Origin of the sequence: Alkalicoccus luteus, from assembly GCF_052061695.1 — a bacterium.
In the GTDB taxonomy this organism is placed as follows: Bacteria; Bacillota; Bacilli; order Bacillales; family Salisediminibacteriaceae; genus Alkalicoccus; species Alkalicoccus luteus.
Genome location: NZ_JBPZEY010000017.1, coordinates 1 through 13,366, shown reverse-complemented (window position 1 = coordinate 13,366; position 13,366 = coordinate 1). Strand labels below are relative to the sequence as shown.

General features: G+C 51.4%; 16 protein-coding genes. 10 read left to right on the top strand and 6 right to left on the bottom strand.

Annotation, left to right across the window (positions count from 1 at the left end):
- Positions 1-55: 55 nt before the first annotated feature.
- Genes ACSZLD_RS16175 through ACSZLD_RS16165 form a run of 3 tightly spaced genes read right to left on the bottom strand, consistent with a single transcriptional unit; the run spans position 56 to position 2,453 of the window.
- The gene (locus tag ACSZLD_RS16175) at positions 56-1,441 is read right to left on the bottom strand and encodes an MFS transporter (RefSeq protein WP_444685788.1); all 1,386 of its coding nucleotides are present in this window, start codon (positions 1,439-1,441) and stop codon (positions 56-58) included.
- A 28-nt stretch (positions 1,442-1,469) separates the two neighbouring features.
- Positions 1,470-1,985 (bottom strand): GNAT family N-acetyltransferase, encoded by a 516-nt coding sequence (locus tag ACSZLD_RS16170; RefSeq protein WP_444685787.1) that lies wholly within the window; start codon positions 1,983-1,985, stop codon positions 1,470-1,472.
- A 15-nt stretch (positions 1,986-2,000) separates the two neighbouring features.
- A complete protein-coding gene (locus tag ACSZLD_RS16165) occupies positions 2,001-2,453 on the bottom strand; it encodes a MarR family winged helix-turn-helix transcriptional regulator (protein ID WP_377908580.1) in 453 nt (150 codons plus the stop codon).
- 274 nt (positions 2,454-2,727) lie between these two features.
- Here ACSZLD_RS16165 and ACSZLD_RS16160 point away from each other — a divergent pair, with 274 nt between their 5' ends.
- Both ACSZLD_RS16160 and ACSZLD_RS16155 read left to right on the top strand, forming a co-directional pair.
- Positions 2,728-2,940 (top strand): hypothetical protein, encoded by a 213-nt coding sequence (locus ACSZLD_RS16160; RefSeq protein WP_377908581.1) that lies wholly within the window; start codon positions 2,728-2,730, stop codon positions 2,938-2,940.
- A gap of 360 nt (positions 2,941-3,300) precedes the next feature.
- Positions 3,301-3,849, top strand: coding sequence for a DUF1697 domain-containing protein (locus ACSZLD_RS16155; protein WP_444685786.1), 549 nt, complete (start codon positions 3,301-3,303; stop codon positions 3,847-3,849).
- 34 nt (positions 3,850-3,883) lie between these two features.
- Here the strand turns inward: ACSZLD_RS16155 and ACSZLD_RS16150 are convergent, their stop codons facing one another.
- Positions 3,884-4,486, bottom strand: coding sequence for a TetR/AcrR family transcriptional regulator (locus ACSZLD_RS16150; protein WP_444685785.1), 603 nt, complete (start codon positions 4,484-4,486; stop codon positions 3,884-3,886).
- A 170-nt stretch (positions 4,487-4,656) separates the two neighbouring features.
- On the opposite strand from ACSZLD_RS16150, the gene ACSZLD_RS16145 reads away from it, so the two are divergent.
- The 3 genes from ACSZLD_RS16145 (at position 4,657) to ACSZLD_RS16135 (ending at position 6,600) form a co-directional block, all read left to right on the top strand.
- Complete coding sequence (locus tag ACSZLD_RS16145) at positions 4,657-5,409, top strand: glucose 1-dehydrogenase (RefSeq protein ID WP_444685784.1); 753 nt, start codon at positions 4,657-4,659, stop codon at positions 5,407-5,409.
- Positions 5,410-5,512: 103 nt separating this feature from the next.
- Positions 5,513-5,845 carry a hypothetical protein gene (locus tag ACSZLD_RS16140; protein WP_377908585.1) on the top strand — a complete coding sequence of 111 codons (333 nt, stop codon included), beginning with the start codon at positions 5,513-5,515 and terminating at the stop codon, positions 5,843-5,845.
- Between the two features lie 143 nt (positions 5,846-5,988).
- A complete protein-coding gene (locus tag ACSZLD_RS16135; RefSeq protein ID WP_377908586.1) occupies positions 5,989-6,600 on the top strand; it encodes a protein kinase family protein in 612 nt (203 codons plus the stop codon).
- A gap of 15 nt (positions 6,601-6,615) precedes the next feature.
- Here ACSZLD_RS16135 and ACSZLD_RS16130 read toward each other — a convergent pair whose 3' ends face one another.
- Positions 6,616-7,644, bottom strand: a complete 1,029-nt coding sequence (locus tag ACSZLD_RS16130) for an AbrB family transcriptional regulator (protein ID WP_444685783.1) — start codon at positions 7,642-7,644, stop codon at positions 6,616-6,618.
- Between the two features lie 173 nt (positions 7,645-7,817).
- Here ACSZLD_RS16130 and ACSZLD_RS16125 point away from each other — a divergent pair, with 173 nt between their 5' ends.
- The 5 genes from ACSZLD_RS16125 (at position 7,818) to ACSZLD_RS16105 (ending at position 12,488) form a co-directional block, all read left to right on the top strand.
- Complete coding sequence (locus ACSZLD_RS16125; RefSeq protein ID WP_444685782.1) at positions 7,818-8,330, top strand: MarR family winged helix-turn-helix transcriptional regulator; 513 nt, start codon at positions 7,818-7,820, stop codon at positions 8,328-8,330.
- 253 nt (positions 8,331-8,583) lie between these two features.
- Positions 8,584-9,819 carry a tyrosine--tRNA ligase gene (gene tyrS / locus ACSZLD_RS16120; protein ID WP_444685781.1) on the top strand — a complete coding sequence of 412 codons (1,236 nt, stop codon included), beginning with the start codon at positions 8,584-8,586 and terminating at the stop codon, positions 9,817-9,819.
- An 89-nt stretch (positions 9,820-9,908) separates the two neighbouring features.
- Positions 9,909-10,751, top strand: a complete 843-nt coding sequence (locus ACSZLD_RS16115) for a D-alanyl-D-alanine carboxypeptidase family protein (protein WP_444685780.1) — start codon at positions 9,909-9,911, stop codon at positions 10,749-10,751.
- A gap of 227 nt (positions 10,752-10,978) precedes the next feature.
- Positions 10,979-12,028 carry a class I fructose-bisphosphate aldolase gene (locus ACSZLD_RS16110; protein ID WP_377908591.1) on the top strand — a complete coding sequence of 350 codons (1,050 nt, stop codon included), beginning with the start codon at positions 10,979-10,981 and terminating at the stop codon, positions 12,026-12,028.
- A gap of 190 nt (positions 12,029-12,218) precedes the next feature.
- Positions 12,219-12,488, top strand: a complete 270-nt coding sequence (locus ACSZLD_RS16105) for a hypothetical protein (protein WP_444685779.1) — start codon at positions 12,219-12,221, stop codon at positions 12,486-12,488.
- 326 nt (positions 12,489-12,814) lie between these two features.
- Here the strand turns inward: ACSZLD_RS16105 and ACSZLD_RS16100 are convergent, their stop codons facing one another.
- Positions 12,815-13,009, bottom strand: a complete 195-nt coding sequence (locus ACSZLD_RS16100) for a hypothetical protein (RefSeq protein WP_377908592.1) — start codon at positions 13,007-13,009, stop codon at positions 12,815-12,817.
- Between the last annotated feature and the right edge of the window lie 357 nt (positions 13,010-13,366).

Sequence of the window (13,366 nt, the reverse complement as noted above, 5' to 3'; positions counted from 1 at the left end):
TTGTGAAAACGCTGTCAACGATATAGCGGATATTCCCAAAATTCCCAGATTACCGTCAGCGGCGCTTTTCGCGGATACGAAGAGAAAGAAAAGCAGCCGTAAGGGCCAGGATGGCCATGATCCAAAAGACATAAATAGTGCCTGTATAGGCTGCTTCCTCGTAAGGGGCAGAGGACTGGGCGGTCGTTACGCTGATCACCGTTGTCAGCACGATCACCCCAAAAGCCATCCCGAACTGCCGCAGCGTATTGTTAATGGCAGCCCCGTGCGGAATATCTTCCTGCTCAAGGGAGTTGACGCTGGTTGTAACGAGCGTCATTAGCGTAAGACCGCAGCCGAGCATGAAGATGCAGAAGTAAAGCATGATCAGATATGGGCTGCTGTCCATCTGCACCGTTGCCATCAGAGCGGTAGAGAGAAACAGAAAGAAGAAGCCTGCTACTGCCGGGATCCTTCCGCCGTATGTATCATACAGATTTCCGGAAACGATCGTCATAATCGACAGCAAAATGGTGCCTGGAACAAGCAGAAAGCCAGATAAAAACGCCGAGGTGCCGAGGACATCCTGAGCGAACATCGGCAATATGCTTTCTGCCGATAACAGGAGCATCATGTTGATAAAGACGAGCAGCATCGCCAGCCGGAAAACTGGAAATCGAAACAGGCGCAGATTCAGCAGCGGTGTTTCAAGCGTAAACTGCCGGCGCACGTATATCAGCGTCAGCGCTGCTCCCGCTGCCAGCGGTCCCCAGAACATCCAGCTCGTAAATCCGGTTACGCTGATCGTACTAAGCGCCAGAATCAGCAGCGAAAAGCCGAAACCGGATAAAAAGACGGAGGGAAGATCAAGCCTTGTCGGCTTCTGTTCCGTGACGTTCTTCATGCCGTACCAGGCTGCTGCAAGCACGAGCGCGGCGGGAATGAGCATCACGAAATGAAGCGGACGCCAGCCGGTAAAATCAATAATCATCCCGGACAAAGAAGGGGCAGAAGCTGGTGCGACGTTGACGACGGCGCCAAGCAGCCCCATTGCAAAGCCGCGTCGCTCATAGGGAAATACGTTCAGGAGGATCGTCTGGACGAGCGGCAGCATAATGCCGGCCCCAATTGCCTGGACGATCCGGGAGAGGATCAGTATAGAAAATGTCGGTGCCGCGGCACCGATCAAGGTGCCGATCGTCAGCACAATGAGCGAAAACAAGACGAGCTGTCTGGATGTAAAGCGGCTGATCAAATAGCCGCTCATCGGAATGAATACCATTGTTGCAAGCAGAAACGAGGTAGTGAGCCACTGCACCTGCGTCGCGTTTACATCGAATTCGGTCATTATCGTCGGATAGGCTGTAATCAGCAGAAACTGGCTGAACGTAAACAGGAAGGTCGCCGCAAGCGTAATCGCGATGACAAGCTTATGCGGTACCGGTGCTTTCGCGGCTGTCATTCCCATTCCTCCTTTCGTTCGAACTGAGTTAAAGAAACTTGGTCATAATCAGGTCGGTTTGTTTGTCCTCTCCCATATAAAACGCGTGCGCTCCGGTTTTGCGAAATCCAGATCGTTCGTAAAAGCGGACTGCCCGTACGTTCTTTTCCCAGACGCCGAGCCAAATCTGCTGCATGCCTTCACTCACCGCTTTATCGAACGCAAGCAGCAGCAGTGCTTTTCCGAAGCCGTGCTGCTGCCAGGAACTGCGCACATAAATGCGTTCGACCTCCATCGCTGTGTCAGCACCAGCTTCGGTCTGCGCAGAGCCGGTGTTCAGCTTCAGGTAACCGGCAGGTGACCCGTCAGCTTCGAGTATGTAAAAGCGGCTTTCCGGATGGGCGAGCTCTTGGCGAAGCTTGGTCTCATGAAATGCGTTCGCGATGTACTGCTGCAGGTGCTCCGGCTGATTGCCCTCTGCGAAAGTCTCCCGAAACGTATCAGCCCCAAGCTGTGCGAGGAGCATGGCATCGTTTAACCCAGCTTTTCGAATAGATGTCTGCATGTCTGTCTCTCCCCCTCAGTAGGTGCGTGTTCCGCCCTTTTTCACAAACTCCCAGTCCTTTTCTATATTCTCACGCATGCGAAGCAGCAGGGAAGCAGCAGTTTCGATCTCTTCGTTCGTAAATCCTTGCAGCGCGACAGCATCTGAATGGTTGTGTTCATCCATAATATACGGATAAATGTCCTTGCCTTTGTTAGTAGGAAATAAGCACTTGATTTTCCGGTTTGTGCTGTCGGACCGTTTTTCAATCAGTCCGTTTTGCTCAAGACGTGTAATGGCACGAGCGGCTGTAGTACGGTCCACTTTAATCATTTCTGCCAGTCGGTCCGGAAAAATTCCAGGATGCTCACAAATGCGGACGAGGTAGAGATACTGTCCTTTCGTCAGCTGATACTGCTTAAATTCAATATTGCTGATGGAGTCCAGCGCACGGGCGATCATCCCAATCTCTCGAAGTATTTCCCTCATGTCGTATCACCTCTTTGCTCAAGTGTAGAGGTTAATTGTTGTATTTGCAACAAAAACATGCCATTATAAAATAAAGGTCACAGATGAAGCTTGAAAAGCACGGGTCTTTGTTTTGTAATCATAAATTAATACAAACGCGCCTCGTAATTCTGCTATAATACAACCGGTAGAAATGTCCGGCCTTTCAGCCTGTTGAACCGGAATATTCAGGAGTAAAAATGGTTCAGAACGGGAATAGGAAAAGGTAATTCAACGTGAAATGAGGGTACATGCTATGAATATCGATGAGCGTTTACGCGAATATAGAAAGCAAGCAGCGTCCCTCCGCAGACGGGAGGCTTCCAAAGAGGAAATTGAGCGCGTGCTGCGGGAGATGGAAGGTGAATTTTCAATTCCGCCGGCTCCGGACAATGACTGGAACCGGGAGCATAAAGAAATCGTCAGGGTCTACCGGGATATTGCCTCCATCCGGGTGTACCATAAATAAAAAAAGTGCCCCTGCTGAAAAAGAAAGCTCGAGCTTTTATTTCAGCGGGGAGGTCTGTCTATTAAGGCAGGTACAAAGACTCCGTGCTGATACGGAGTCTTTTTTTAGCAAATCTGCTGCTGATCTCTTGATGCCGCGTCGCCCGTTCAAGGTACGGGAGCCGCTAATACGAAGAAACGAAAAAACGATGTCCGGGAGAAGGTAAATTCCGCCGTACAGAAGGACAATGAACCAGATAGCAAACAGTGCGGCAGCAGGAAAGCTATCGTTCATTGCTGGATCAAGGAAGAGTGGAACATGCAGGGAGAAAGCGGAGTTCATCCATGCTGTCAGACTTCAGTTAAGACGGAGGATAGAGACATGATCTATGCGGCACTGCTTAGAGGAATCAATGTCGGTGGACGAAATAAAGTCGATATGCCGGCACTTAAACGAGCGTTTGAGCAGGCGGGGATGATGCAGGTGGAAACGTATCTCCATACAGGAAATGTTGTTTTTACGTATGAAACTGTCCCTGTCGATATGCTTACACAAACCTTGGAGGATGCGATTTATCATGAATTCGGTTTGAAGCTGAACGTGCTGCTGCGAACGATGAACGACATGAGCGGCGTGATGGACGCACTTCCTGAGAATTGGGAAAATGATCAGGGCATGAAAAGCGACGTGCTGTTTTTATGGGAGGACATTGATGATCCATCCCTGCTGGACAAGCTTGTCATCCAGCCAGACACGGATTCCGTCATTTACGTACCAGGGGCTGTTCTATGGTCCGTCGACAGAAAGCATGCAGCTAAAAGCGGATTGGTAAAGCTTGCGGGCACAGCTCATTACAAACAGATGACGATACGAAATGTGAATACCGCCCGAAACATCTATAAGCTGATGAAAGCCGTGCAGGACACATAAAAGCCGGTGCCGGAAATTCCGGACACCGGCTTTTTCAGATGCGGTCATTTGATCTGGTAACGGAGACCATCATCGTCGCTGGTGCCTGCAGCAGCAACAGCAGCTGTTCAGCCATATATTCCGGGCTGTACATAAAGTTCCCGCGGATCCATTCAGCTGTCAGGCCAAAAAGCGCCTGTGAAAAGTAAGCCGCAGCGAGTTCGGGCTGGAAAGCCGCATGATCGGATGCGGCCAGATCATCGGCAGCCGTTTCGCGAAGCACCTGGCACATTTTCTCCTGAAAGCCGGGAATTGCTCCGGAAAGAACGACTGCCCGGTAAAAATCCCTGTGCCGGTATACGTGTACGAATAACTGAATGCTGCCGGGAGTGAGCTCGGCAGGCAGAAAGACGGTACGGTTTTGATAGGGGTAGCGGTAGCTTGCTACCAGATCATCCAGTACGTCATCAACGACTTCCTGGTACAGGGCTTCTTTCGTGTCAAAGTGCTTATAAAATGTGCCGCGGCACACATCTGCCTTTGCTGCGATGCCGCTTACCGTTACACCTGTCAGCGGAGTGTCCTGGAGCATCTGTTGAAATGCCTGTTTCAAGGCAAGGCGGGAGCGCTGAATGCGTCTGTCTGCTCTTTCAGTCATATACATCTCGTCTCCTTTTTGTTCAGTATGATCAACATCATTAACAAAACCGGCAGCAGCTGATGATTCATAGACAGTCTGTATGAAACTGTATCTGTCTCTTTCTTCTACTATATCGTAAACTTAAGGAGAAGAAAGCGTTTTCCAACAAAATGGGGAGGTGCAGGAAAATGAAATTGGATGGAAAAGCGGTCATCGTGACAGGAGCTGCCTCAGGGATGGGAAAAGCAATCGCAGAGCTGTTTGCCGCAGAAGGAGCAGCTGTTCTTATGACAGACATTAACGAAGAAGAGCTCCAATCAGCTGCAGAAGCAATCGAGGGGCGCACAGCGGTGATGAAGGTGGATATGGCGGAGGCAGCTGACGTGGAAGCGATGATCGAGGAGGCTGTCAGCCAATTCGGAACGCTGGATATTCTTGTGAACAACGCTGGAATTATGGACGGATTTGAACCGGTGGGGGATATACCGGATGATAAATGGGAGAAGCTGTTTGCGGTTAATACAACCGGGGTAATGAAGGCAATGCGCCGGGCTGTAAACGTATTTCTGGAAAAAGGCTCGGGCAACATCATCAATATTGCATCAACCGGCGGCTTCAGCGGGGCGCATGCAGGAGCCGCATACGCTGCTACGAAGCATGCGGTAATCGGTCTGACGAAAAACACCGGTTTTATGTACGCGCAAAAAGGAATCCGTTGTAATGCGATCGCGCCAGGGGCGGTGCAGACAAATATCGGCCGCAGCATGACGAACATCAACGAATTCGGCATAGAACGGTGCGGCATGACGCACGGACTTTCCCCAAGGGCCGGTGAACCTTCAGAGATTGCAGCAGCTGCACTGTTTCTCGCCTCAGACGATGCCAGCTTCGTCAACGGGGAAATTCTGACGGTTGATGGAGGCTGGACAGCTGCGTTTTAACAGCAAAATAATCTGCAGGGAGCAGCACGTATTTTGGAACCCATTCCTTTCTTCCTGCGTATATTAGAAGCAGAGAGGCTTCTATACGAAAGGAGACAGGAACATGGAACGCACCGTGAAAGCAAAGTATATCACCGGCGCCTGCGAGGCGTTTCTCGGAATCCCGATTTTAGGCGGCATGTTTATTCTGACGCTCTCCTGGGTTCCGCTGATGGTTATGTTCGTCGCGCACTTTCTCGTCCTGCTGCTCGTGCTCCAGGATAACCGCTCCAAAGTCGGACCGGTCTTCGGGCTGGTCACATCAGCAGTCGGCTGGATTCCTTTTGTCGGAATGATCATGCATATCGTGACGGCTGTTCTGCTGATCACGGAGGCGGCCCGGGAAAACAAGATGCATGCAGTCATTGACATGCCGAAGCAGCATGAGGACCGGTAATGCATCGAAAGGCTTCAGCTCGGAATATATCCGGGTTGGGGCCTTTTTTGTTTGGCTGTCGGAGACCGGTTTGAGAAAGTGTGGTTAGCATGAAGTAAAAAACGGGCAGAGACTGAGAAGATACGGAGACAGGAGGCTGGAGAATGCAACCAACCAACGGTGAACTGGCTGCAAGCGTTTGTTATCGAAAAAAGGGAAGGCGGAATTCGGTTCTGGCCTGTGACAGCAGGCTGATTCCCATTGGTACTGGCAGAAGTGCTTCGGCGTTCCGCATCCAGGATTCGAACACGGTCATGAAGGTTTATTATCCGGACAGCCTGCATATAGCGGAAGAAGAGGCAGCCATTTACCGGAAGCTTGAGCAGGTTTCCTTTTTTCCGACACTTCACGATGCGGGGACCAACTACATTGTGATGGATTATGTCGAGGGACGCACCTTTTTTCAATGTCTGACCGGTGGCGAAAAAATAAGTGCAAAAAGCATCACAGATGTGGACCAAGCGTTAAGAGAGGTGAGGCGGCTGGAGCTGAACCCTTCTGATATTCATTTGCATAATTTGATTCTCACACCGGACGGATCCGTAAAAATGATCGATCCGGCACGCTTTAATCAGGAGAAGAACTGTACGCAGTGGGACGACTTGAGAGCAGCGTACTATAAATACTATTCAAAAAAGCTGTTTCCAAAACGAATCCCGGCCGTGCTGCTGGAATCGGTCCGGGCACTCTATCAGCGGAACTTTCTCCACGTATAAGCTTAGAAGGATACCTCAGTCCGTGCTCCTGAAATACCAGCCCAGCAAAAGCGGCAGCGTGTAAAAGACGAGGAGAAAGCGGATCAGCTGCAGCATCATGACGGTTACCGGATTGCCTCCGGCTTCTGACGCCGCAAAGCCTGTTTCCAGCAGTCCGCCTGGTGTCATGCTCATGATCCCGGAAAGGGGATCGAGCGGTGTAAGAGTTGCTAAGAGCAGCCCGGCCAAAACCGAAAAGGCGATAAAGGCAGCAGCGAATACGGAAAAGGAAAACGCATGTTTCCCGATGCTGCTCAGTTCCGCCCGCTTCAGTGTTGAACCTATATACATACCGAGCAGAAGCTGGGCAGAAGCAAGCACGATTTCCGGATAAGGAGCAGGATTGAGCCCGAATAAGATGAGCAGCCCCATCGTTACGGGAGCAGCGGGAAGCAGCAGACTTTTATGAAGAAGGCCTGTGCTCAGCGCCAGACCCGGCAGCAGATACCACCAGTAGGAAGCGCCGGGTGCCTCCTGTCTGAGCAGGTCCGCTGAATCGGAAGCAGTGCCTTCTTGAGCAAACAGAAGAATCAGAAGCGGAAGACTGGCCAGAACGAGCAGGCGCCGGATGGAATGGAGCAGCATGATCGAGGCGGTTCTGCCACCATGTTTTTCGCTGAGCATGAGCACTGCCGATGGAGCACCAGGGATCAGTCCGAGCATGCTCGTCTTTTGATGCAAGCCGAAACGGCTGGAGAGGACGAAGCCCAGAAAAAGACTCATCACAATCATGAACATAGAAAGCGGAAGATAAACAGGCAAAATAGGGGCCGTTTCCAGCACGGTATCGACGTGAAGGTATAAAGCGAAATAGGTACCGAGCAAAATAAAAGCTGCAGGCTTAAACAGGGCGGGAGCCTGGACCTCCTGCTTGCTGATCCATTTCCACAGAAAGGCAAAGCATGCGGCCCCCAGCAGCCACGGAAGAGGAAGCTGAAGCAGATAAAAGATAGTACCTCCGGCTGCTGCAAAGCCGCTCATGCACAGCCACTGGCGGTAAGGCACGGTACTCCCTCCTTTCAGAAATCGTTTCTGTACATTGGAGTTCACTCTATCAGAGAAGCGCGGCAAGTAGCAGAATGAGTGCCAGGAAAAATGAAACGGTTTTAAAGGAGCTGTTGACAGACTCCTGGAAGCGTGATAAATTCGTTTGAAAGCTAACGAATTGGAAAGGTGTGATGGCCATCCGAAGCATTGATGACTACAAACGGTTTCCGGCTTCCGAAAGGCAGCTGCTGGAAACACTTTCGGGAACGCCCGACAGCAGCCTGGATGAAGAGGCGGTGCTGCTCTCGACAAATTTGTATACCGCTTCCCGGCGCATGGTGCAGCTGTTGGAGCAGCGGCAGCTCACGCCTCAAGGACTGTCCTGGACAGCTTTTTCGATTTTATACGACGCATGGGTCGGGGGTGGCGAAGAAACGTGGGCTCTGGCAGAATCAGCAGGCGTTTCCAAAGCGACAGCGAGCACGGTCACCAAACGGCTCGTACAGGAAAATCTGTGTCACCTGCAGCGGGACACGGCGGACAGGCGCCGGACCCGGGTCGAACTGACGGAAGCAGGCAAGCAGCTGATGAAAGAGCTGTATCCTGTTTTTCATGAGCAGGAAAAACAGTTTGCCGCACGGCTGAACAAAGAGGAGCAGCAGCAGTTGAACCACTTGCTCAGAAAGCTCATTACAGCTAAATAGCATGCAGCAGAGACGGAATCGAAAGCGACTGTATCCCTGTTCCCAGAGAGCCGGCGGGTGGTGTGAGCCGGAAACAGATGCAGCGTTATGTACAATTCCAGAGCGACCCGGACACGTTTCGGGCGGGGCCCCCGTTACAGGCAGAGTGGAAGAAGCACGTTCTTCAACAAAGGTGGTACCGCGCATATCAGGCGTCCTTTGCTGTGAGCGTGCTTTTTTTGATGTTCGATCTATTTTAAAGGAGGACTTAAGCATGACAGCATTAACAGATTGGCAGAAGCAGGAAGTTGACAGACAGATGAGGCTATACTGCGAAGGAGCGGCAGAGGTCATCCCGCGGGAGGACCTTCGCCAGAAAGTGGAGCAGTCGCTTTTAGAGGAGCGGCCGCTGCGAATCAAGCTGGGGCTCGATCCATCGGCCCCGGACGTACATTTCGGTCATACCGTTGTGCTGCAGAAGCTGCGTCAGTTTCAGGAAAACGGGCATCAGGTGCAGCTGTTAATCGGTGATTTTACCGGCCGAATTGGAGATCCAACTGGAAAATCGACAGCCAGAGCGCCGCTGACATCAGAGGACGTAAAGCAGAATGCACGAACGTACGTGGAGCAGTTCGGAAAAGTACTTGATATGGATCAAGTGACCGTTCACTACAACAGCAGCTGGCTCGCTGACTTATCATTTGAAGAGGTTATTCATCTGGCCGGTCAGATTACCACGGCAAGACTGCTCGAGCGGGACGATTTTGATGAACGGACAGCTCTCGGAAAACCGATTGGGTTGCACGAATTTTTCTACCCGGTGATGCAGGGGTACGATTCGGTTGTGCTGGAAAGTGATATTGAGATTGGAGGCACAGATCAGCATTACAATACGCTGATGGGACGGCACTTCCAGGAACGCTTCAAAAAAGCGAAACAGGCCGTGATTTTGATGCCGCTTTTGGAAGGGCTGGACGGAAAAGAAAAGATGTCAAAGTCTAAACACAACTACGTCGGAGTAAAAGAAAACCCGGATGAGATGTTCGGAAAAACGATGTCTGTTCCAGACGAGCTCATGGGAAGGTGGTTCCGGCTTGTTTCGGGCTTCAGTTCCGATCACGTCGACCATCTTGAAGCCGAGCTGAGGTCAGGAGCGCTGCACCCGCGTGAAGGGAAGCGGATGCTTGCAGCCAGAATGACAGAGCTTTACCACGGTAAAGATTCTGCAGAAAAAGCTGCGGACCGGTTTGACGCTTTATACCGGGACAACAAGCTGCCGGAGGAAGTTCCGGAGCATCGTACGGAGGCTGAGCTTGTCTCTCCGCTTGATTTGCTCGTTGAATCAGGACTGCTTCATTCAAAAAGTGAAGCAAAGCGGATGATTGCTAATCGTGGTGTGAAGATCGACGGAGCCAGACTGGAAACAGCGGATGAACCGCTCCGGGTGCGGGACGGAATGGTGATGCAGGTAGGAAAACGGAAGCACGTCCGCTTAAAGCTCTCCCAGTAATGGTGTTTATTCTCAGTTTCAAGTTGAAGCTTTGAGGTTAAACAACAGTATAGACAGAGGGGGAACTTCAGACAGGATGGAGCAGCACGATGAAGCAAAAGCTTGCAATGCTAGTAACAGCGGCATTATTGTTTATGCCGGCAGAAGTTTTGGCAGCATCTGTCCCGGCGCCGCAGAGTGAATCTGCGATTGTCGTGGATATGGAGTCCGGAGAAGTGTATTACAGCAAAAACGCTGAGCGCCGTATGTATCCGGCGAGCATCACTAAAATCGTCTCCGGTCTGCTTGCCGTTGAAAAAGGCGGCTTGGATGATACGACAACTGTCAGTGCAGACGCAGTGGATACGATCGGGACAAGCGTCTATTTGCTTGAAGGAGAAGAGATGTCGATTGAACAGCTCGTGCAGGGCATGGTCATTAATTCCGGAAACGATGCCGGGGCTGTCCTTGCTGAACATTATGCAGAAGACGAATGGTCGTATGCGCAGGAGATGACCGAGCTTGTACAGGAAAAAGCCGGTGCAGAGCAAACGAGGTTTGCGAACCCGCACGGACTGCACCATCCCCTTCAATACACGACAGCAGCTGACATGGCTGCCATCGCCCGTTATGCGTCAGAAAACGATACGTTTATGGACATTGCTGCAACGGTTGAGCTTCCGTGGGAAGGAGAGGGCTGGTCGACCGTTATCCGGAACCACCACCGTATGATAGGAAACGATGAGCGGGTGACCGGGCTGAAAAACGGCTTTACGTCGCGGTCGGGATACACGCTCGTAACAACTGCTGAGCAAAACGGAGCGGCTTTAGCCGTCGTCACGTTGAACGCTGAAACCGCTCAGCAAAGCTATGATGACACGAGAGCGCTGCTTGACTACGGATTTTCGGCAGCAGGCAGACCAGAAACAGCCTTCGCCGGAATAAAGCCTTAGCAGCTGCCTGGTAAAGGAGGAGAGTCGAACGTGCGGCATCTGCAAAAACGCAGATGCCGTTTTTCTGCTGAACAGGGTTGCCGGCGGTCTTCACCAGCATCATATTTTTGATATACCTGCCGGGGGACGACAGACCGGTTACCTATTGAGGAATTAGCGAGAAACCAGGTTCATCCATCTGTGGAAGGGGTAGGGAAGAGTAACCTATGAAAGGGAGGGTATAATGGATGGCGACTACAAACGAAATTCTTGGTGAGGATGGCCAGAGCCTGCTTGAGCATGAATGCCGTACAATTCCGAAGGAGAAGCTGTATCAGCCGGGGCCGGACATGGTGCGTGACATTTACCAGGCTACAGACAGAATGCCTTCTGTTCTGCGAAGCCTGCAGACACTTTTGAACGGGGGCAGGCTGGGCGGCACCGGATTTTTATCCATTCTGCCGGTAGACCAGGGAATTGAACATTCGGCCGGAGCGTCATTTGCTAAAAACCCGATGTACTTTGACCCGAAAGAAATTGTAGAGCTGGCGCTGGAGGCGGAGTGCAGTGCGGTTGCCTCCACGCTCGGCATACTTGGATCGGTGGCACGTGATTATGCACACCGGATCCCGTTTATTGCAAAGCTGAATCATAATGAGCTGCTGACTTACCCGGAAACGTACGATCAGATTTTATTCGGCTCTGTCGAAAAAGCGTTTCAAATGGGAGCTGTCGCTGTCGGAGCAACGGTTTATTTCGGCTCCAAGGAAAGCGGCCGGCAGATTCAGGAGATTACCGCTGCGTTTGAACGCGCTCATGAGCTCGGCATGGCTACCATTCTCTGGGCTTACCTCCGCAATCCGGAATTCAAGCGGGACGGTACCGACTATCATACGTCTGCCGACCTCTCGAGCCAGGCAGTGCACCTGTCTGCCAACATGGGGGCAGACATCGTCAAGCAGAAGCTGCCGACAAACAACGGCGGCTATACGGCGATGAAATACGGGAAGACGGATAAGCGTGTTTATGAAGAGCTGACGAGCGAGCATCCGATTGATATGACGCGCTATATGGTGGCAAACGCCTTTATGGGCCGGGCTGGATTGATTAATTCCGGAGGAGGATCCGGTGAAAACGATCTGAAGGAAGCCGTCAAAACAGCTGTAATTAACAAACGCGCCGGCGGTATGGGACTTATTCTCGGAAGAAAAGCGTTTCAAAAGCCCCGCGATGAAGGAGTCGAACTGATCCGGGCTGTGCAGGATGTGTACGCAGACACCTCCATCACGCTGGCATAGAAAGCTGCAAAACCAGTAAGAAACCGTCCTGCATGTGTGCGGGACGGTTTCTTCAGGCTGTTGAAAAAGTTTTTCAACTTACATGTTTATTCGTTTGGTTGTATTTCCGCTCTGCTTACCTAGCCTGACGTGGGCTGGCCTTCAGCTATTTCTCAGGGGCCATGTATGGAGGGAAGAATGGCAGGGGAGGATGGCGCGGCTGCACTCGGACACAGGCTTCTCTCAAGGAGCCTTTAAAAGCCAGTCCGGCTCCGCACGTGCGTGGATGCCGTTCGCAGAACTGAACGACACGAAATCTTCAGACTGCGCGGCTTCCACGGGCACGCCGGACATATCGGGAAAACGGGTCTGCTTGCTGGAGAACAACGTCACGACAGGCAGACGCGACCGCTTTTTTTACCTTTTATACGGAATTGTAGGAAGAATTGGCATCCCTATTCAACATCGAAACGTCGTATAGGGAAGGTTCTATCCGTATGGCAGCCGACGTGCAGTCCTAACCACACATATAAACCGTACTGCCAGCTGCCGACGTCGAAGGAACTCGACTCCGGGAGGATCAGAACGAGGCGAAGATCCAGCGCTTCCGACAGCAGGAGGAAGCGGTTAGCTGAGCCTGTTCCCTCCGGAAAGCGAGGGGCCGCAGATACAGGCAGAGGCAACGTGATTCACCTGAAATGATTATATGAACACTTTGAGGAAACCGTCCTGCATGTGTGCGGGACGGTTTCCTCATGATCAACGTAAGGGATCGATTCATAAATGAGGGCTGATTCTGTCCATTAATTACCCTGAACGGCTGTCGTCCTCTTCCTCTGCATAAAATACGTGCCAGTGCTTGGCAGGCACAGTGCGAATATTAAGTGAACGTGCGAAGGCCGCAGCCTGTTTTTCTGTCGAAAAGGTCTTCGGAATCCAGCATGCACCCGACTTATGAAGCACTTCTTCGACACCCCTGTATTGCCGTTTTAAGTAGTACATGACTTTCCCCTCCTGTTGCCGCTTAGCACCAATATACCCGTTAAAATAGAGTGGAAAACACCTGTTTTTATCACTTTTTTATGATCCGAAATGAGGAAGAAGAGGGTTTTCGACGACGAAGCCTACAGACATGTTGGTGTAACAGCGTCTTTTAGTCTAAAAGCGAATTAACGCCGGCAGAACGTAACACCGGGGCGTCAAAATGCCATTTGTCTATCAGATTTGCGAACGGAAACGGAGGGGCTGTCCCATAAGTCGATATTATCGACGGGACAGCCCCTTTTTATGTATAGAAGTAATTTTATAGAAGGAAACAGAAAAAAATCGCCGAACCTGTGTGTGTAAGCGACAAAACCA

Coding starts and splice junctions, on each gene's coding strand:
- ACSZLD_RS16175 (WP_444685788.1), bottom strand. CDS start 1,441: ATGACAGCCGCGAAAGCACCGGTACCGCATAAGCTTGTCATCGCGATT.
- ACSZLD_RS16170 (WP_444685787.1), bottom strand. CDS start 1,985: ATGCAGACATCTATTCGAAAAGCTGGGTTAAACGATGCCATGCTCCTC.
- ACSZLD_RS16165 (WP_377908580.1), bottom strand. CDS start 2,453: ATGAGGGAAATACTTCGAGAGATTGGGATGATCGCCCGTGCGCTGGAC.
- ACSZLD_RS16160 (WP_377908581.1), top strand. CDS start 2,728: ATGAATATCGATGAGCGTTTACGCGAATATAGAAAGCAAGCAGCGTCC.
- ACSZLD_RS16155 (WP_444685786.1), top strand. CDS start 3,301: ATGATCTATGCGGCACTGCTTAGAGGAATCAATGTCGGTGGACGAAAT.
- ACSZLD_RS16150 (WP_444685785.1), bottom strand. CDS start 4,486: ATGACTGAAAGAGCAGACAGACGCATTCAGCGCTCCCGCCTTGCCTTG.
- ACSZLD_RS16145 (WP_444685784.1), top strand. CDS start 4,657: ATGAAATTGGATGGAAAAGCGGTCATCGTGACAGGAGCTGCCTCAGGG.
- ACSZLD_RS16140 (WP_377908585.1), top strand. CDS start 5,513: ATGGAACGCACCGTGAAAGCAAAGTATATCACCGGCGCCTGCGAGGCG.
- ACSZLD_RS16135 (WP_377908586.1), top strand. CDS start 5,989: ATGCAACCAACCAACGGTGAACTGGCTGCAAGCGTTTGTTATCGAAAA.
- ACSZLD_RS16125 (WP_444685782.1), top strand. CDS start 7,818: ATGGCCATCCGAAGCATTGATGACTACAAACGGTTTCCGGCTTCCGAA.
- tyrS (WP_444685781.1), top strand. CDS start 8,584: ATGACAGCATTAACAGATTGGCAGAAGCAGGAAGTTGACAGACAGATG.
- ACSZLD_RS16115 (WP_444685780.1), top strand. CDS start 9,909: ATGAAGCAAAAGCTTGCAATGCTAGTAACAGCGGCATTATTGTTTATG.
- ACSZLD_RS16110 (WP_377908591.1), top strand. CDS start 10,979: ATGGCGACTACAAACGAAATTCTTGGTGAGGATGGCCAGAGCCTGCTT.
- ACSZLD_RS16105 (WP_444685779.1), top strand. CDS start 12,219: ATGGCGCGGCTGCACTCGGACACAGGCTTCTCTCAAGGAGCCTTTAAA.
- ACSZLD_RS16100 (WP_377908592.1), bottom strand. CDS start 13,009: ATGTACTACTTAAAACGGCAATACAGGGGTGTCGAAGAAGTGCTTCAT.